The following is an 18619-nucleotide window of genomic DNA, read 5'->3' as shown; positions in this document are numbered from 1 at the left end:
CTTCCGGGGCGTCGGGGTGGGTGTCGGGGTCGGCTCGGTGAGGGCGGTCAGTGCCTTGTCGGCGTCCGCCTCGCGCGCGAGCGACGTGAAACCGGTGCCGATGACGAGGTCCACCTCGGTGGCCTTCGTGCGGGTGTCGGTTCTCAGCTCGGCGCCCGGGAGCTGGGTGCGCACGACGGACAGTGCCGCGCCGTCGGCGGCCTTCGCGCCGAGCAGTACGGCGGCACCGTCGACCTTCTTGTCGTACTCCTTGGTCGCGTTGCCCACGTCGCCGATGCGGAAGCCGCGCTTCTTCAGCTCGTCGGCGGTCTCCTTGGCGAGGCCGGTGCGGGTCGTGGCATTCAGGACGTTCACGGTGATCCGGGTGGGCTCGGGCAGGGCCTTCGTGGCGGGCGTGGGGGACGGGCTCGCCGTGCTTCCCGCATTCGTCCTGGGTTTGGTCGAGCAGTCCCTCTTCGCCCCGCTCGCCGCGGCCTGGTCGCCGCCGCCCGTGAAGATGTCGATGAGCTGCAGGGTTCCCCAGCCGGTCAGCCCGACCAACGCCATGGACGCGACGACCGTGAGAACGAGCCTGCGACGCCTCCGAGGGCGGCGCATCCGTGGGTACTTGGCCCCCGTGATCCGGTACTGGCCGCCCATGCCAGGAGGAGTCAGCATGCTCATGAGCGCAGCGTAGTGCGCCTGGGCGGCGATGCCTACTAGATGATCATTACCCGGGGGACGGTCCAACCCGAAAGGGCCAACCGGGGCGTGACCGGCGAGCCCCATCCAGGCTCGGCCGGGTGCGGCTCGGTTGCGTTCGGGCCGGCCGGGCTCAGTCGAGTTCGAGGACGCGGGCGTGCAGCACCTGGCGCTGCTGGAGCGCCGCGCGGACGGCGCGGTGGAGGCCGTCCTCCAGGTACAGATCGCCCTGCCACTTCACGACGTGCGCGAAGAGGTCGCCGTAGAACGTCGAGTCCTCGGCCAGCAGTGTTTCCAGGTCGAGCTGGCCCTTGGTCGTCACGAGCTGATCGAGGCGGACCGGGCGCGGCGCGACATCCGCCCACTGCCGGGTGCTTTCCCGGCCGTGGTCGGGGTACGGCCGGCCGTTTCCGATGCGCTTGAAGATCACACGGAAAGCCTACCGGCCCAGACGTTCCGGGCGCAGCCATGGCGGCGGAGTGCGACGCCGGAAAAGACGTGATGAACCTGGGCGAAGTATGTGAATTCTCCGAGGTCGCCCGGTGTTTCCGGGGTCGGCGGCAGCGTTAACGGAGCACTGACGCGAGGGGCAGGGAGGGTGACATGGGGGTGGTGAGGGGCGTGGGCGCCCTGAGGATGCGCTCCCGCTCCGCTGGGTGGCCGTGGGCGCCTCGGGTTTGTTCGTGGGTCGGGGGCGCGCCGGGGGGTCTCCGTCCTCGGTCCGGCGGGTCTGTGGGCTCGTAAGGTCCTCGGCGGCGGACGCCGACCGCTGCGGGCGGACACCCCCCGACACACCCCCTCACGCCCGTACGCGACTGCCGGTGCGTGGGGGCGGGCGCCGCCCACGTCGGCTTCGGCGCGGCGATGTGTACGGAACGCGGCACGGTGCGTTGCGGCGATGCGCGTACGGAACTCGCGGCGCGTTGGGGCGATGCGTACGGGACTCGCCGCGCGTTGCGGCGATGCGTACGGAACTCGCGGCGCGTTGCGATGCCGGGCGCGCCCAGTGCTTTTAAGGGGCGCGGGGAACTGCGCGACCAGCCACACACGACCCGCAGCCGACCACGAACAGAACTCGGCAGACGCGACCGACCGACCGCACCCCGGAGGGTCACAGCGCATGCGGAACCTGGTGAACCCGGTTGCGGATCTGGACGGACGTGATGATCTCGGCGGCTCCGACCACGATGAGCCAGCAACCGGTGACGAGGGCGAGGACCGCGAGCGACTCGAAGGGGGAGATGATCAGGACGACCCCGGCCAGGAGGCTGACGAGGCCGAGGAGGATCTGCCAGCCGCGGGCCGGCATCGTCCCGTCGGACGCGGCGGCCAGCGCCTGGGTCAGCCCGCGGAAGAGCAGGCTGATGCCGATCCAGAGGGCGAGCAGCAGGACCGACTGCATCGCGCCCCGGAAGCAGAACAGGCCCAGCAGGATCGACAACGCCCCACTGACGAAGGCCAGGACGCGCAGCGAGGTCGCCTTGTGGGTGCCGAAGGCGGCCGCCAGGTGGAGGGCGCCGCTGAAGAGGAGGTAGAGGCCGAAGAGCACCCCGGCGGCCAGTAGGGAGGCTCCCGGCCGGACCAGGATCAGGATGCCCAGGACGAGGGAGACGACACCGGCGAGCAGCACCGTCTGCCAGGCCGTGCGCGAGAGCAGGTGCAGGGGGCCTTCGAGTGGGCCCTCGGGCGGCCTGCCGGGGGTGTCGTACGGCGTTGAGGAGGCGTGCGGGGGGCGGGCGGCGTGGACCCGGCGGTCGTCGTACGCCGGGCCCCAGCGGGAATTGCTCGGTGGCTCGGTCATGGTTCATGGTCGGACCGGGGGAGAGCGGGGTGCCATCCGGGACGGGCCATGCAGGTGGAGGTGCTGGGCCCTGTCGTCAAACTCCCTCCCCCATTGCCTTGAAGGCGTGGGAGGTGCCCCCAGCCCCGCGACGCCCGGCACGCTCCCCCACTGCCTCAAGGGCGTGGGAGGTACCCCCACTCGCCGCACCGGGCGAAAGCCCAAGTACATCCAGTCCATCAACGGGGTCTTCCGCCCGGCACGCCGAGAGCACGCACCTGACGCCGCGAGACCCGCCCTTCGGGCGGACGACGGGAGTGTGACGACAGGACCTAGTGGCCGGAGGCTTTCGCCGCCTTGGCCGCCGCCTTCAGTTGCTGCTTGTGCGCCCGGACCTTCGCCAGGGACTCCGGGCCGGTGATGTCGGCGACCGAGCGGAAGGCGTCAGGCTCGCCGTACGCGCCCGCCGCCTCGCGCCAGCCCTCCGGGCGCACGCCCAGCTGCTTGCCCAGCAGGGCGAGGAAGATCTGGGCCTTCTGCGCGCCGAAGCCGGGCAGTTCGCGAAGGCGTCCAAGGAGCTCCTGCCCCGTGACGACCCCCTGCCACACCGCGCCCGCGTCCCCGTCGTAGTGCTCCACGAGGTACTGGCACAACTGCTGGATCCGCTTCGCCATCGAACTCGGGTAGCGATGCACCGCCGGCTTCTGCGACAGCAGCGCGGTGAAGGCCTCCGGGTCGTACCCGGCGATCACGTACGCGTCGAGGTCGTCCGCGCCGAGCCGCTGGGCGATGGTGGCCGGGCCCTGGAACGCCCACTCCATCGGAACCTGCTGGTCGAGCAGCATGCCGACGAGCGCGGCGAGCGGACTGCGCCCGAGGAGCTCATCGGCCTCGGGATCCTGGGCGAGGTGCAGGGTGACGTTCATGCCTCAAGCATCGCCCGGCGCACCGATGATCGCTCGGCGCACCGGTGACCGCCCGGCGGAACCGCTGGTCAGTAACCTGGGCCGGTGACTCCCGAAGACCTCGTCGCTCACTACGGGCTGGAGCCCATCCCGCGCGAAGGCGGCCGGTTCCGCCGTACGTGGGCCGGGCCCGAGCGCTCCGACGGCCGGCCGGAGGGCTCCGCCATCGTCGCCCTGCTCACCGCCGAGCCGGGCGACTTCTCGGCGCTGCACCGGCTGCCCTCGGACGAGGTGTGGCACTTCTACCTCGGTGACCCGCTGGAGCTCCTCCTCCTCGCACCGGACGGCTCGTCCCGCACGGTCCTGCTCGGCCCGGACGTCCTCGGCGGCCAGTGGGTGCAGTACACCGTGCCCGCCGGGACCTGGATGGGCGCGCGGGTCCTCGCGGGCGGCGCCTGGTCGCTCTTCGGGTGCACGATGGCGCCGGGGTTCACGTACGAGGGGTACGAGCACGGGGACGTGGGCGAGTTGACGGCGCGTTACCCCGCTCAGGCCGCCCGGATCGCGGAGCTGGGCCGGTCATGAGCGACGACGGGCTGCTGGCCGGGCAGGTCGCGCTGGTGACCGGTGCCGGGGGCGGGATCGGCCGGGGGATCGCGCTGCGGTTCGCGGCCGCGGGGGCCTCGGTCGCCCTGCACCACTGGGCGCGGGGCGTGGACGACCTGGTCGCGGGCGTACGGGAGTCCGGCGGGCGCGCGATCGCCCTGCGGGCCGACCTGACGGACGAGGACGCGTGTGCCCGTCTGGTCCGTGACGCGGCCGAGTGGGGAGGCGGCCGGCTGACGGCCCTGGTCAACAATGCCGGGGTGCAGCCCGTCCAGGCGCTGCCCGGCATGACCGTCTCGGACTGGCGCTCGGTGGTGGACACGAACCTCTCCAGCGTGTTCGCCTGCACGCAGGCGGCGGCCGAGGTGATGCGGGCCTCAGGCAGCGGGTCGGTGACGCACATCGCCTCCATCGAGGCCGGCCGGCCCGCCCCGCTGCACGCCCACTACTGCGCCGCCAAGGCCGCCGTCGTCATGCACGCCGCGCTCGGCGGCGCTGGAGTACGGGCCGTACGGCATCCGCGTCAACACCGTCTCTCCGGGACTGATCGACCGGGACGGGCTGGAGGAGGACTGGCCGGAGGGTGTTTGACGCTGGCAACAGGCCGTCCCCACGGGGCGGTTGGGCCGTCCCGAGGATGTCGGCGACGCCTGCGTCTTCCTCGCCTCACCGATGGCGGTGGGGGTCCCCCCGGCTCCTTGAGAGCTGGGGGAGGATCACCGGGCACGACCTCGTGGTGGACGGCGGGGTGTCGGCGCGGCCGACCTGGTGAGGCGAACGCCGGGCGCCTTCACCCGGTCGTCCCTGAGCACGCGGCTCGCCTGAGCACGCGGCCCTCCCCATCCGTATGTATACGACAGCCATGTACGACGGATCCGGAGACGTGACGTGGGCCGACCGAGCGGTGAGGGACGAGATGGCGGACGACGAAACGACGGAACGCGCGGTGGTGCCGCCACCATCCGGACCGGCGGACGGCACGGACGGCGCGGGCTTCAGCGCCTGGTGCTGCTGGGCACCGTGCTGGTCCTGTTCCTCCTCGGCGGCGCGGGAACGGCGTCCGCGCACGCCGCGTTCCGCGACAGCGACCCCAAGGACGGAGTAGTCCTCAAGTCCGCGCCCCGGCAGGTCACCCTCAGCTTCACCGAGTCCGTGAGCCTCCTCGACGACTCCATCCGCGTTCTCGACCCGGAGAACCGTGCCGTGGAGACGGGCGAACCGAGCCGCGTGGGCAAACGCTCCGACACGGTCCGTGCGACGCTTCCGGCCGGTCTGGACGATGGCACGTACACCGTCGCCTGGCGGGTCGTCTCGGCCGACAGCCACCCGGTCTCCGGCGCCCTGCTCTTCTCGATCGGCGAGCCGACCGCGACCAAGGCCGTCGCCACCACGCCGACGGAGGACCCGGTCGTCGCCTCCCTCTACAACATCGCCCGGTACGTCGCGTACGGCGGTCTCGCGCTCCTCATCGGCGTGACCGTCTTCACGGCACTGCTCGGCGGTGTCGGCGCGCCCCTGCGCAAGCTGCTCCTGGCCGGCTGGTCGGCCCTGCTCGCCTCCACGGTGGCCCTGCTCCTCCTGCGCGGCGCCTACGAACGGGGCACCGGCGTCAGGGAGGTCCTCGACCCGTCCGTCCTGGCGGACACGGCCACGACCAGGCCGGGTCTGGCGCTGCTGGCCCGCCTGGTTCTGCTGGCGGGGGCCTTCTTCTTCATACGGGGAGCGGACGCTGTACAGGGCATCGGGGCCGTACAGGGCATCGGAACCGTACGGGAGACCGGACCCCGCCAGAAGGTGGTGCTCGGTGCCGGGGTCGCCCTCTCTGTCGGCCTGGCGCTGACCTGGGCCGCCGCCGAGCACGCCTCCGCCGGCATCCAGGTCCCCGCCGCGATGACGTCCTCCGTCCTGCACCTGCTGGCCATGGCGGCCTGGCTGGGCGGTCTGACGGCGCTGCTCACCGTGCTCTACCGCGCCCCCGAGAGCCTGTCGGCCACCGTGGTCGCACGGTTCTCCCGGCTCGCCTTCCTCTCCGTGACCGTGCTGGTCCTCACCGGCGTGTACCAGTCCTGGCGCGGCCTCGGCTCCTGGGCGGCGCTCACGGAGACGACGTACGGCAGGCTCCTGATCGCCAAGCTGTGCGCGGTGGTCCTGCTGCTGGCGGCAGCCGGCCTCTCCCGGCGCTGGACGGCCCGGTGGGTGACGGCGGGCGTACGGGACCGGCAGCCCGAGAGGGAAACGGTGCGGGTGGAGGCGCGGGTGCCCGAACGGGTGGGCGGCGGCCCGGCGGAGACGGCCGCGGCCGACGGCGCCCGGCCCGAGGACGACGAGGTCACCGTACGGACGACAGAGACGTCGGCAACCACGAAGACAGACATCGGCATCGACGCCGGCGCCGATGCCGGTGTCGATGTCGATGTCGATGTCGATGTCGATGTCGATGTCGATGTCGACGGCGATGGCGATGGCGACGACCAGCCCCTGAGCACCGACACCGACGCCCATCGCCTCGCCCTCCGTCGGTCGGTCCTCGTGGAGTTCGCCGTCGCCGTCGTGGTCATGCTGATCACGACGGTGCTCACCGTGACGCTCCCCGGCCGGGCAGTGGCCGAGTCGGCGGAATCGGGGGAATCGGCGGCCGGTACGACGGCGCCCGGCGAACCCACCGCCTCCAGCAGCCTCATCCCCTTCGATGTCGGCACGCCGAACGGCCACGGCAAGGTCCAGCTCGACCTCGGTCCCGGCACGGTGGGCAAGAACTCGATCCAGGCGGTGATCTTCGGCCCCGACGGCGGCATCGCGACCGTTCCCGAGATGCGCGTGACCTTCACCCTGCGGGCCCAGGACGTCGGCCCCATCGACGCCAAACTCACCAACAGGGGCGGCTACTGGGCGACCGACACCCTTCGCCTCCCCCTCCCCGGCACCTGGACGATGAAGATCACCATCCGTACGACGGACATCGACCAGGTCACGGTGGAGAAGAACGTGAAGGTGTCCTAGAGCTCTGTCCTGGAGCCGTGTCCCAGAGCCGTGTCCCGGAGCCCAAGCCCTGTGCGGGCCCCGACCGTCCGTCTCCCTGTGTCCGGTCGGGGCCCGCGGGCTCGGGTGCGCTAGTCGGTGGACTCCCCCGCCGTGGGCCGGCGCGAGGCCTTCATCGCCTCGTCGACGTCGGGCAGGGGACGGAGCCGGTAGGTGTACGCGTAGTCGCGGTTGGCGAAGAGCTTGTACTCGTCGTGGGTGTGCGCGCCCCAGCTGTTGTCGCCGCCGACGCCCATCTGGCGGTGGTTGAGGCGCAGGACGACCTCGTCCCGCGGAGTGAGCTGGTAGTCGTGGCGCACCCCGGTCGACAGGTCCTCCGGGGTGAAGTGCGAGGCGTTGACCTCCAGCAGCGGCTCACCGGAGACGAGCAGCCCGGAGCCGTTCCGGTCGGTCAGCGCGACCCAGCGGACGTCGGTCTTGTTGCCGTTCTCCTGGGGGCGGATGTACGAGGTCCACTGCCCGGAGACGGTTCCGGAGTACACGCCGACGTCGGTGCCGTTGTTGCGGTCCCAGTGGTTCTCCTCGGGCCCGCGGCCGTAGTAGCGCAGTTGCTCCAGGCGCCCCGGCAGGAACAGCAGCGTGCCGACCTCCGGGATGTACGGCAGGGACGCGGCGCCCGGGTGCAGGGTGTTGTCGACCTTGATCTCGCCGTTGCCGAACACCGTGTACGTGGTGGTGTACGTCGACTCGACGGTGGTGGGCAGCGTGCCGCTGACCTTGATCTCGACGGCCCTGTCGCCAAGGGCGCGCACGCTCACGTCCGTCACCTTGCGCCGGGCGCCGGCGTCGCGCCAGGTCTGGTTGCGGGTGTGCTGGCCGTTGCCGTGGTCGTTGTCGATGGGCGCGCGCCAGAAGTTCGGGGCCGGGCCCGAGGTGATGAGCCGGGTGCCCCCGGCCTCGTACGAGGTGATGACGCCGCTCTTCTTGGCGACGGTCACGGAGAAGCCCTTGCCCTTCACCGTGACGTCCTCGTCCCCGTCCTCGTACCGCAGCGCGGGCACGCTCTGGAGCGGTACGGGTGTCACGGCCGGGCTGTCGGCGTCGACCGGGAGCTGCTGCTTGGCGACCTCGAAGCCGGCCTTCGCCCACTTGGTGGCTTCCTTGGTGGTGAAGGACAGCTGGAGGAAGTACTCGGTACCCGGCGCCGGGTCGTCCGGCAGCCGGAACGGCACCGTGATGTCCTTGCTGCTCAGCGGCGCCACATCCAGCTGGGAGCGGCTCAGCGCCCCGTGCTGCACCACCTTGCCGTCGGCGACCAGCGCCCAACGGCCGTCGAACTCACGGAGGTTGGTGAACAGGTGCTCGTTGGTGAGGGTGACCGCCGCTCCGGGCGCGAGCAGATCACCGGAGGCCGGTGCCGCGCCCACGGTCTGGTAGATCTGCTTGACCTCGGCCGCCTTGCCGGTGTGGGCGCGGTCGGCGGTGACGATGCCGTCCGCGACGAAGGCCCCGTCGTTGGGGTTGTCGCCCCAGTCGCCGCCGAACGCGAAGAAGGTGCGCTCACGGGGCCGCTCCTCCTTGACCTCCACGGTGGCCGCGTCGAACCAGAACCGCACGCCGTCGTCACCCGGGCCACGGCTCTCGGAGGCCAGCTCACCGGCGCTCAGCGCACGGGCGTACACCCGCGCCCGCCGGATCGTGCCGCTGAACTCGCGGGTCGGGTTGTCCACGTCGAAGGCGAGCGCGAGCGGCGCGGTGTTGCTGCCGGGCCGCTGCGTGGTGGTCCGCGTGGCCTTCGCCTCGCCGTCGACGTAGAGGGTCAGCGTGCCCGCGTCCGCGTCGAAGACACCGGCGATGTGGTGCTCGCGGCCGGTCCAGCCGTCCGGGAGGGCCCAGCTCGCGGTGATCCACTGGCCACCGCCGTGGATGAAGAACTCCAGGGTCCTGTCCGACTGTTTGAGGGCGTACTGGGTGTCGCCCTTGGCGAGGATCGGCTGGTGACCGCCGGTCACGTGCGGGGTGGCCCACGCCTCCAGCGTGAGCGAGCCGGTGAGGTCGAGGCGTTCGTCGCGGGCGAAGACGGTGTCGCCGGAGACACCCTTGTCACGGTCGAAGCCGGCGCTCGCGGGGAGGACCTCACCGCGCAGTGAGCCGGGCCCGGACTCGGTGAGGATCTTGCGCACCGGAGTGGGCCAGCTCAGGGACTGGTCGACGAAGTCCCAGATCCAGCCGCCCTGGAGGACGTCGTGGCGGCGGACGATGTCCCAGTACTTCTTGAAGTTGCCGGTCGAGTTCCCCATCGAGTGGGAGTACTCGATCATGACGTACGGCCGGGTGTCGGAGGTGTCCTTCGCGCGCTGCTCGACGCGGGCCGGGCTCTCGTACATCCTCGACCGGATGTCGCTGATCGTCGGCCGGTCGTCGCCCTCGTACTGGATGACGCGTGTCGGATCGTACGAGCGGATCCAGTCGTGCATGGCGACGAAGGTGCTGCCGCCGCCGGCCTCGTTCCCGAGGGACCAGATGACCACCGAGGCGTGGTTCTTGTCGCGGTGGACCATGTTCTGGGCCCGGGACACGCACGCCTTGGTCCAGTCGGCGTGGTTGCCGGGGTACTCGCTCCGGATGCCGTGGGTTTCGAGGTTGGTCTCGTCCACGAGGTAGAGGCCGTACTCGTCGGCGAGTTCGTACCAGAGCGGGTTGTTGGGGTAGTGCGAGGTACGGACGGTGTTGATGTTCATCCGCTTGATGACCTCGATGTCCTGGACCAGGTCCGCGCGGGTGAGTGCCGTGCCGCGGTCGGGGTGCATCTCGTGCCGGTTCGTGCCGCGGAAGGACACGGGCTTGCCGTTGATCCGCATCAGCCCGTCCTTGAGCGCGAACTCGCGGAGCCCGACCCGGTGCGAGAGGGTCTCGATCACCTTGCCGGCCGGGTCGCGCAGGCGCAGCACGGCGGTGTAGAGGTTCGGATGCTCGGCGGACCAGAGCTTCGGGGAGGGGATGGCTCTGGCGCTGCGTACGGTGACGTCGTCACCGGCAGGGGCCGACCCGAGGTCCACGGTCTGCTGCAACGGCCGGGACCAGACGGCGTGCCCGCGGGAGTCGTAGAGCTGGGTCTCCACGGAGTACCGGCCGGTCCCGGTGTTCTCCTCGCCGACCCCGGAGACGCCCTCCCCGTAGGCGCGCACGCTCGCGGTGACGGAGAGCTCGGCGGCGGTGCAGTCGTCGCTCAGCGGGGTGTCCAGCTTGAAGTCGCGCAGATGGACGCTGGGCGTGGAGTAGAGGTAGACGGAGCGGAAGATCCCGCTCAGCCGGATCATGTCCTGGTCCTCCAGCCAGTCCCCGTCGGAGTAGCGGTACACCTCCACGGCGATCTGGTTGGTGCCGGACTTCAGGTACGGGGTGATGTCGTACTCGGCGGGGACGTACGAGTCCTCGGAGTACCCCACCAACTCCCCGTTGATCCACACGTAGTGCGCGGACTTGACCCCTTCGAAGTGCAGGAAGGTCCGCCGCCCCGTCCAGTTCCGGGGAACCGTGAAGGTGCGTCTGTACTGCCCCACGGGGTTGTAACGGGTGGGCGCGGCCGGCGGCTGGGCCTCCTCGCCGAGGCCGTTGGGCCCCCACCACGGGTACGTGATGTTGATGTAGATCGGGAAGTCGTAGCCGTGCAGCTGCCAGACGGAGGGGACGGGGATGCTGTCCCAGTCGCTGTCGTCGACGTCGGTGCGGTAGAAGTCGGTGTCCCGGTCGTCGGGCCGGTCCGCGTAGGCGAACTTCCACTTGCCGTCGAGGCTCATCCGGTACGGGGAGCGCGTTCGGTCACCGTCCAGCGCCTGTCTGACGTCCGCGTACGGCATGAGTGTGGTGTGTGGCGGCTGGGTCCCGACCTGGAAGAGATCGATGTTGCCGTTCCACTCCGGGGTGCCGTCGGCCGCCGTGCGGGGACCGGCCGGGAGGGCCGCGGCGGACGACTGGGCCAGGGCGAGCGCACCGAGGACGGCGGCTCCGCCCTCCAGGAGACGCCTACGGCTGACGACCGGCCGTGGGAGGGGAGACACGTGTGGGCTGAGCCGGCTGTTCGAGCTTGACCGGCTGAGCGAGGTGGACTGGCTGTTCGAGCCGGACTGGCTGTTCGAGGTGTGCGAGTCGTGCGGGTGCGGCATGACCGTGGCCTTCCTCGGTACGACAGTGCGCTGCACGGACTGAGGGGAGCATCGGAGCATCGGTCCTGAGCCGGTCAGCGCGGTGAACGGCTCGACTCCCCGTTCTCCGTGCAGGGCGGAAGTTGATGTCGAGTCAGATCTCAACTGCTGATGTCGGAGGCGACTGCTGAGCCCGCATCACCCTAGAACCCGAACAGAACCCAAGCAATGTCTCCGTCTGCCTTTGTGTGTTTCTGATGGGTGGGCGTGCGTCCGCGATCATGAGCGGGTGGCGCGTTCGCGATCACAGGTGGGTGGCACCTCCGTGATCACGGGCGAGTGACGCTTGCGAGATCAGAGGTCCGCGCCCGCGCTCCCGCCGAGGGGGGGGCGGACGGCGTTCTCGCTCCCGTGGCCGGAGAACTACCTGCGGAGGCGACTCCCGGACCGTCCCGCACTCGACATATCGTTCCCGAAAGCAAAGCGCTGGTAAATCCGGGGAGATGCGCGGCAACAGGAGCTTGATCTCGGGGTGTTGGACCCGGTGGGGTGCAGTGAGGCACTGAGGGCAAGATTCCGGTGACGCGCTGCATCAGCACATACGACAACGTTAAAATTTGCTGCATGAACGCACGGCTGGCCCTGCTCGGTGCGGTGGATCAAGGTCTCGCGGAAAGTGAGGTCTTCCGGCTGGCGCTCCAGCATGCGGTGGGGGAGCTGGGTGCCCTGGGCGGAACGATTCACCTGCGCGGCCCCATGTCCGCGCTGCGCCTGGTGTCGGTGACCGGCCTCCCTCCCGTTCTCACGCGCTCCTGGGAGATCGTCGACCAGGAGAGCCCGCTGGCCCCGGCCCGCGCCCTGGAGCAGGGCAGTGGCGTATGGGTGCCGTTCACGTCCGCCGGGCCCGCGGTTCCGGCGGGGGGCGCCGGCCCTGCCGAGGGCGTCGGTCCTGCCGGGCCCGCCGGTCACACCGGGTCTGCCCGACCCGTCGGGCCTTCGCCGGAAACAGCGGGCGACCTCGCGTGGCCCGGCACCGGCCTGGCCGCCCTCCCGGTGTTCAGCGGGGGCCGCGGCATCGGCGCGCTCACCGTCCTGACGGGCGACCGGGGCGAGCCCAGCCCGGAGCAGTGGGACTTCCTCCGGGCCCTCGTCGCCTGGACCGAGGAGCGCATGGCCCAGGCGCCGCCACCGTCCGGACCCACACAGACGGAACTGAACGGCGAGCGCCTGCGGCAGGCGCTGAAGGAGGTCAGCGTCGGCTCATGGGACTGGAACATCCAGTCCGGCGAGCTGATCTGGGACGAGGCGGCCCTGGCGCTGTACGGCACCAGGCCGTCCGAGTTCACCGGCCGGGTCGAGGACTGGATGCGCATCGTCCACCCCGACGACCTGGCCCCGACGCTGGCGGCGGTGCAGCAGGCGATCAGGAACCACGGCGTGTACGAGGCCGAGTACCGGGTGCGCAAACTGGACGGCACATGGGGCTGGACCCGGGCCCGTGGCAGGGCCACGTACGACCAGAACGGCGAACCGTTCCGGCTGATCGGCGTGGGATGGGACAGCAACGAGCCCCGTACCGCCCGTGACGAGCTCAGCCGCGCCCTGCGCCACATGAGCGACGGCTTCCTGGCGGTGGACGACAACTGGCGGATCACCTTCGCCAACGTGGAGGCGGAGCGGGCGCTGGGCTTCTCCGAGGAGGAGCTGTTCGGGCGCGTCCTGTGGGACCTGCCCTCCGCGCGGCAGGTCCCGGGCCTGGAGAGCCTCTGCCGGAAGGCCGCGGCGGAGGAGAAGCCCACCAGCTTCGACGTGCGCAGCCCGGATGACGGGCGCCGCTACCACCTACGGCTGGTCCCGGGCCCGGCGGGCCTCACCCTCTACGCCACCGACGTCACCGAGAGGCGGCGCCTGGAGGACGAGCGCCGGGCGGCCGACCGGGCGGCGGCCGAGCGTGCGACCCGGATCGCGGAGCTGACCGCGGCACTCGCCAAGGCGACGACCTCACGGGACGTGGTGGACGCGGTCGCGCAGCGGGTGCTGCCACCGTTCGACGCCGTCGGACTCATGGTGCAGGCCATCGAAGGGAACCGGCTCCTCGGTGTCGGGGCCGTCGGCTACGCGGACGACTTCCTCGACCTCTTGAACAGCCGCTCCACAGCGGGCACCAGCCCGTCCTGGAATGTGATCCGGTCCGGAGCACCGGCGTTCCTGTCCTCGCCGCAGGAGTACGTCGCGTACTCGCCCGACCACGCCGACCTCCCAGGAATCGCCCACAAGCAGGCCTGGGCGTTCATGCCGCTGACGGTGTCCGACCACACGTTCGGAGTGTGCGTCCTGTCCTGGGACCGTCCGCGTCGGCTCACCGCCGACGAGCGCTCACTGCTGACCACGATCAGCGCCCTCGTGGCACAGGCCCTGGAGCGGGCCCGGCTCTACGACGCCGAGCACACCCGGTCCCGCGAACTCCAGCGCAGCCTGCTCCCCACCGGCCTCCCCGACCTGCCCGCGTGCGTGGCCGCGGCCCGCTACCTCCCCGCCGGGCAGGGCATGGACGTGGGCGGCGACTGGTACGACGTCATCCCGCTCTCCAGCGGCCGGGTCGCCCTCGTCGTCGGCGACGTCATGGGCCACGGCCTGCCCGAAGCGGCCACCATGGGCCGCCTGCGCACCGCCGTCCACACCCTGGCCGACCTCGAACTGCCGCCCGACGAAATCATGAGTCACCTCAACGACATCGTCGGCGACATGGGCGAGGGGTCGTACGTCACCTGCCTGTACGCGCTCTACGACTCCACCACCCAGAACTGCTCCATCGCCCGCGCCGGACACCCGCCCCCGGCCCTGGTGCACCCCGACGGCACCGTGCACTTCCCGGAACTGGCAACCGATCCGCCGCTCGGCGCGGCGGAGCCACCGTTCGAGACGGTCGAGTTGACCGTGCCCGACGGAAGCCTGCTCGTGCTCTACACCGACGGCCTCGTCGAGTCGTCGAAACGGGAGATCGACCAGGGCATGGCGGACCTGGCCCGGCTCCTGCGCACCGCCCACGAGGACGGCACCGGCGCGGATCTGGAGCGCCTCTGCGACACCCTCACCGCCGGGCTGCTTCCCGCCGAGCACCAGGCGGCCGACGACGCGGCGCTCCTCGTCGCCCGCCTCCACGCCCTGACAGAGGACAGGATGGCCTCCTGGCCGCTCGCCGAGGACCCGAAGGCGGCCGGCCTGGCCCGCCGCCACGTCCGCGAGCAACTCTCCGTCTGGGGCCTGGACGAACTGACCCCCATCACGGAACTGCTGGCCAGCGAAATGGTCGGCAACGTCGTACGCCATGCCAGGGGCCCGGTCAGCCTGCGGCTGCTGCACGGCGCCGAACTGGTCTGCGAGGTCTTCGACGGCAGCCTCACGATGCCCCGTATGCGCCGCGCCACGGACACCGACGAGGGCGGGCGCGGGCTACAGCTGATCACGGCACTCTCGCAACGCTGGGGCACCCGCTACACGGCGACCGGAAAATGCATCTGGACCGAACAGGCTCTCCACGGCCCGAACACTCGCGTGGACGAGTCGCCCGACGTCCTGGAGCTGCTGTTCCTGGGCACAGGCGGAATCGACGCGGACCTGGACGCGCTCGCCCTCGGGGACGAGGAGCAGTAGGGGCGGGTCGGATCCGAGTCGGGGCTGAGACGGGCCGAGGCGGCTGACGCGTCGGGGGCGTCGGGGGCGGGTCAGGGCTGAGTCAGGGGCGCCTCCGGGGGATCCCCTATGGATCGCTGGGGCTGTGGTCCGCACGCTTGGATAGTCGATATCGACTAATCGAATCTGACTATCTGCTATCTGCTTGCTGAGGAGGATCCAGATGTCCCGGATGGAGGACCCGACGCGGTCGGCACTTCTCTCCCCGCGGCGGTCGCGTCCGCCCATGGGAGGCCGAGCCGCACTGACCACGCTGTACTGCTACGCCGTACTCACCCTCGTCGCGGGCCTGTTACCACCGCTGGTGGAGGGCGCGCTCCGGCTGCCGGAAGCCCGTACGCCGGTGTGGATCACGTCCTCGGTGGCGTCCGGCGGGCTCGCGCTGCTGCTGACCCACCGCCGCCGCCCGTCCGGCCGCCCGTCCCGCCGCCTGGTGCTGTCCCTGGGGTGGCTGCTGGTCGTGCTCGCCACCGTGCAGGCGTTCGTCGTCGGGGACCTGCCTGCCCTGGCCGGGCTGTACGCCGTCGTGCCGGTGCTGGCCTCGCTGGCCGGGCGGCTCACCGGGCGGCCGAGGAAAGCCCTGGTGGTGGCGCACATCGTCGCCTCCGCCTGCTGGACCGGGGTCGCCCTCATGATGTCCGCGGTCGGCGTCTTCGCCCTCACCAGCGACGACGTCGAGCATGTCGCGGGCGCGTACGCGATCATGGAGACGTTCGACGTCGGTCTCCTGGCCTATCTGAACTTCGCCGCGACGATGTCCGGCCTCGGCGCCGCCATCACGTCCCAGTGGGGGGTGATCCGGTATCGCTGGGTCGCCGCGAAGTTCGTGCTCTCCGTGCTGATCCTGCTGCTGGCGTTCGGCTGGCTGCACGACACCCTGGAGACGGCAGCACAGCAGGCCGAACGGCTGGCCGAGTCCGGCGGCCCGGCCGAACAACTCGGCACCACACCGGCCCTGGTGGCCGCCGGCTTCGGATTCGCCTTCCTGCAACTGCTCCTGGCCACCCTGCTCGCGCTGTACAAGCCGGGCGGCCGGACCAGGAGGGGCCGCCGCCTCCTGGCCGCCCAACGGGGAACACGGTCACGGGAGACTCCGGTCACCGTGGCCGACGTACGCGAAGTGGCCCACGACGTCCGCGCGTTGACCCTTCGCCCCGTCGAGGGGGAGCGACTGCCGCGTTGGGAGCCGGGCGCGCACATCGACGTGGTACTGCCGTCGGGGAGGGTGCGCCAGTACTCGCTCTACGGTGACCCTGGCGCCGGAGGTGACACGGGCGATCCGGACGATGCCGGCGCGTACCGGATCGCCGTACTGCGCGAGGAGGACGGGCGCGGCGGTTCGGCCGAGGTCCACGGGCTGGCGGCCGGCGCGCGCCTCGCGATCCGCGGCCCCCGCAACCACTTCCCCCTGGTGGACGCCCCGGCCCACCTCTTCGTCGCCGGCGGCATCGGCATCGTCCCCTTCCTGCCCATGCTGCACCGACTGGACGCGGCGGGCGCCGACTGGCGGCTCGTGTACCGAGGGCGGTCACTGGACCGGATGGCCTTCACCGACGCGCTCGCCCGGCAGTACGGCGGCCGTGTCACGCTGCTGCCGTCCGACACCCACGCCCGCCCTGACCTGCCCGCCCTCCTGCGGGACACCCCCGTGGGCGTCGCCGTCTACTGCTGCGGGCCGGAGAGGCTCGTCGAGGCGGTGGCGGAGGCCATGTCCGTCGCAGGCCCGCACGGCACGCTCCGCATCGAGCGGTTCGCCGCCGTGGAACGCCCGGACGGCACGGCCGACAGGCCCTTCGAGGCCGAACTCGCCCGCAGCGGACGGGTCGTTCGCGTACCCGCCGGACGCAGCCTGCTCAGCGCCATTCAGGACGTCGATCCCACCGTCGACCGCTCGTGCGAGGACGGAATCTGCGGCAGCTGCGCGACGCGGGTACTCGACGGTGTGCCCGACCACCGCGACGACATCCTGCAGGCCGACGAGCGGGAGCGGGCCGACGTCATCTACCCGTGCGTCTCCCGCTCCAGCAGCGACCGCATCGTGCTGGACGCCTGACACGGACAGCTCGAGGGGGCCTCCCGGTTCGGCCTGCCCCTGCCGCCGGGCGGGTGATTCAATCGGATCCTCCGCAGCGGACCACGGGGGCGACGACGGGAGGGCCATGGACCGGGAACGCCGCAAGGTGAGCAACCCGCTCGCGCTCGCCGTGCTGGCCTTCCTGGTCCAGCGGCCGATGCATCCCTACGAGATCGGCAGGCTCCTGAAGGAGCGGAACCTCCAGCAGAGCATCAAGTACCGCAACAGCTCGCTCTACATGGTCGTCGAGCAGCTGCACAGGGACGGATACGTCACCCCGCAGGACACCTCCCGCGAAGGCCGCCGCCCCGAGCGCACCACCTACGCCCTCACCCAGGACGGAAGGGCCGAACTCCGCGCCCGCATGCGTGAGCTCGTCTCCACGCCGGTCAAGGAGTACCCCGGGTTCCAGGCCGCGCTGTCGCTCATCGTGGTGCTGTCTCCCGGCGAGGTGCCGGGCCTGCTCGACCGGCGTCGCCACATGCTGACCGAACGGGCCGGGGAGATCCGCACCAGGCTCGACGCCGCCCCCGCCAAGGGCGTGGACCGGGTCTTCGTCATCGAGCACGAGTATGAACTGGCGCTGGTCGAAGCCGAGCTGACCTTCGTCGGGCGACTCGCCGACCTGATCAAGGAGGACCCCGAGGGTTTCAGCACCTTCTGGCACGGCCTCCACCGGACGGACCGGCCCACGGACGAGCCCACGCCCCGGCACTGACGCCCACGCCGCGGCGCTGCCGTCCCCGCCGCTCGTCGCACATACGAACGATGCCCACGAGCCTCAGCGAGAGACATCACGCGCAGGATGCCACCATGGACGTGATGGACATGAGGGACATGTGTGACCAGCCGACCCTCGACCTGCGGCACAAGCGGCTCGAACGGGTCCCCGACTGAAGGACGCCCTCCATGCCGGAGCTGCCAGACGTCGAGGGGTTCCGGAAGGTGCTCAAGTCCTGCGCGAAGGGCAGGGTCGTCCAACGCGTCGACGTGCGCGACACGGGCGTACTGCACGGCATGAGCACGCGGCGGCTGCGCGACGCGCTGGTGGGCCGGCGTTTCACCGAACCGGAGCGGCACGGGAAGTGGCTGCTCGCCCGCACGGGCGGGCCCACGCTCCTGCTGCACTTCGGGATGACCGGTCAGCTGGCCTGCGCCCGTCCCGACGACGTGGTCGAGGCCCACAACCGCGTCCTGTTCACCCTGGGCGGCGGGCGTCAGCTCCGCTACCGCGACCAGCGCAAGCTCCAGGGCCTCTGGCTGGCCGACGACGACTTCGAGGCCGCACGGCTGCTGGCGGGCCAGGGCCCCGATGCGTTGGCGGTGGACCGTGCGGAGTTCGAGGCCGCGCTCTCCTCACACCGCGGCAGGGTCAAGACAGTCCTCACCGACCAGAGCGTCCTGGCCGGACTCGGCAACCTGCTGGCCGACGAGGTTCTGTGGCGCGCGAGACTGCGGCCCACCGTCCGGGCGAGCGATCTCACCGAGGCCGACCGCCGCCGCCTGTACACGGGGATGCGCCGCACCCTGCGCTCGGCGGTCACCGCCGGCTGCGTCCCGCCGCGGGACTCCTGGCTCACCGGTCACCGCGACGACCCCGCCCCGGCCTGCCCACGCTGCCGCACCCTCCTGCGCCGGTCCCGTATGGCGGGCCGCAGCACGGTGTGGTGCCCGCGGTGCCAGCCGGACGGGTCCTGAGCCCCGGGCAGATCTCCGGGAGGTACTCCGGAGGTACTCCGGGAGGTACACCGGGAGC

General features: G+C 71.2%; 12 protein-coding genes and 1 pseudogene. 8 read left to right on the top strand and 5 right to left on the bottom strand.

Features of this window, described 5'->3' with window-relative positions; all coding sequences use genetic code 11:
• From FPZ41_RS20895 to FPZ41_RS20875, 4 genes are all read right to left on the bottom strand, one after another.
• The coding region (locus tag FPZ41_RS20895) for a LytR C-terminal domain-containing protein (RefSeq protein WP_152864782.1) at positions 1–639 on the bottom strand (639 nt) is incomplete at its 3' end.
• Between the two features lie 175 nt (positions 640–814).
• The gene (locus tag FPZ41_RS20890) at positions 815–1111 is read right to left on the bottom strand and encodes a type II toxin-antitoxin system VapB family antitoxin (protein WP_003999914.1); all 297 of its coding nucleotides are present in this window, start codon (positions 1109–1111) and stop codon (positions 815–817) included.
• 681 nt (positions 1112–1792) lie between these two features.
• Positions 1793–2482, bottom strand: coding sequence for an HdeD family acid-resistance protein (locus FPZ41_RS20885; RefSeq protein WP_152864765.1), 690 nt, complete (start codon positions 2480–2482; stop codon positions 1793–1795).
• A 311-nt stretch (positions 2483–2793) separates the two neighbouring features.
• Positions 2794–3387: an HhH-GPD-type base excision DNA repair protein gene (locus FPZ41_RS20875; protein WP_152864762.1), complete on the bottom strand. Its 594-nt coding sequence runs from the start codon at positions 3385–3387 to the stop codon at positions 2794–2796.
• A gap of 84 nt (positions 3388–3471) precedes the next feature.
• Between FPZ41_RS20875 and FPZ41_RS20870 the strand changes: the two genes are divergently transcribed.
• The 3 genes and pseudogenes from FPZ41_RS20870 (at position 3472) to FPZ41_RS20860 (ending at position 6972) form a co-directional block, all read left to right on the top strand.
• A complete protein-coding gene (locus tag FPZ41_RS20870; RefSeq protein WP_322620512.1) occupies positions 3472–3951 on the top strand; it encodes a cupin domain-containing protein in 480 nt (159 codons plus the stop codon).
• A pseudogene (locus FPZ41_RS20865) lies at positions 3948–4744 on the top strand (SDR family NAD(P)-dependent oxidoreductase). The gene FPZ41_RS20870 and the pseudogene FPZ41_RS20865 overlap by 4 nt, the downstream one beginning before the upstream one ends.
• 233 nt (positions 4745–4977) lie before the next feature.
• Complete coding sequence (locus tag FPZ41_RS20860) at positions 4978–6972, top strand: copper resistance CopC/CopD family protein (RefSeq protein WP_322620513.1); 1995 nt, start codon at positions 4978–4980, stop codon at positions 6970–6972.
• Between the two features lie 110 nt (positions 6973–7082).
• On the opposite strand, the gene FPZ41_RS20855 is transcribed toward FPZ41_RS20860, so the two are convergent.
• Positions 7083–11117 (bottom strand): glycoside hydrolase family 2 TIM barrel-domain containing protein, encoded by a 4035-nt coding sequence (locus tag FPZ41_RS20855; RefSeq protein ID WP_152864775.1) that lies wholly within the window; start codon positions 11115–11117, stop codon positions 7083–7085.
• Positions 11118–11720: 603 nt separating this feature from the next.
• Here FPZ41_RS20855 and FPZ41_RS20850 point away from each other — a divergent pair.
• The 5 genes from FPZ41_RS20850 to FPZ41_RS20835 all read left to right on the top strand — a co-directional run bounded on the left by FPZ41_RS20850 (position 11721) and on the right by FPZ41_RS20835 (position 18561).
• On the top strand, positions 11721–14750 hold the full coding sequence (locus tag FPZ41_RS20850) for a SpoIIE family protein phosphatase (RefSeq protein ID WP_152864760.1): 3030 nt from the start codon (positions 11721–11723) through the stop codon (positions 14748–14750).
• A gap of 265 nt (positions 14751–15015) precedes the next feature.
• Positions 15016–16842, top strand: a complete 1827-nt coding sequence (locus tag FPZ41_RS20845) for a PDR/VanB family oxidoreductase (protein ID WP_228022864.1) — start codon at positions 15016–15018, stop codon at positions 16840–16842.
• 106 nt (positions 16843–16948) lie between these two features.
• Complete coding sequence (locus FPZ41_RS20840) at positions 16949–17581, top strand: PadR family transcriptional regulator (RefSeq protein ID WP_152864758.1); 633 nt, start codon at positions 16949–16951, stop codon at positions 17579–17581.
• A 50-nt stretch (positions 17582–17631) separates the two neighbouring features.
• On the top strand, positions 17632–17760 hold the full coding sequence (locus FPZ41_RS49555; RefSeq protein WP_265584242.1) for a hypothetical protein: 129 nt from the start codon (positions 17632–17634) through the stop codon (positions 17758–17760).
• A gap of 12 nt (positions 17761–17772) precedes the next feature.
• Positions 17773–18561, top strand: coding sequence for an Fpg/Nei family DNA glycosylase (locus tag FPZ41_RS20835; protein ID WP_152864756.1), 789 nt, complete (start codon positions 17773–17775; stop codon positions 18559–18561).
• The last annotated feature ends 58 nt before the right edge of the window (positions 18562–18619 follow it).

Origin of the sequence: Streptomyces acidicola (genome assembly GCF_009377235.1) — a bacterium.
GTDB classification, from domain to species: domain Bacteria; phylum Actinomycetota; class Actinomycetes; order Streptomycetales; family Streptomycetaceae; genus Streptomyces; species Streptomyces acidicola.
This window is presented reverse-complemented; position numbering and strand designations above follow the sequence as displayed.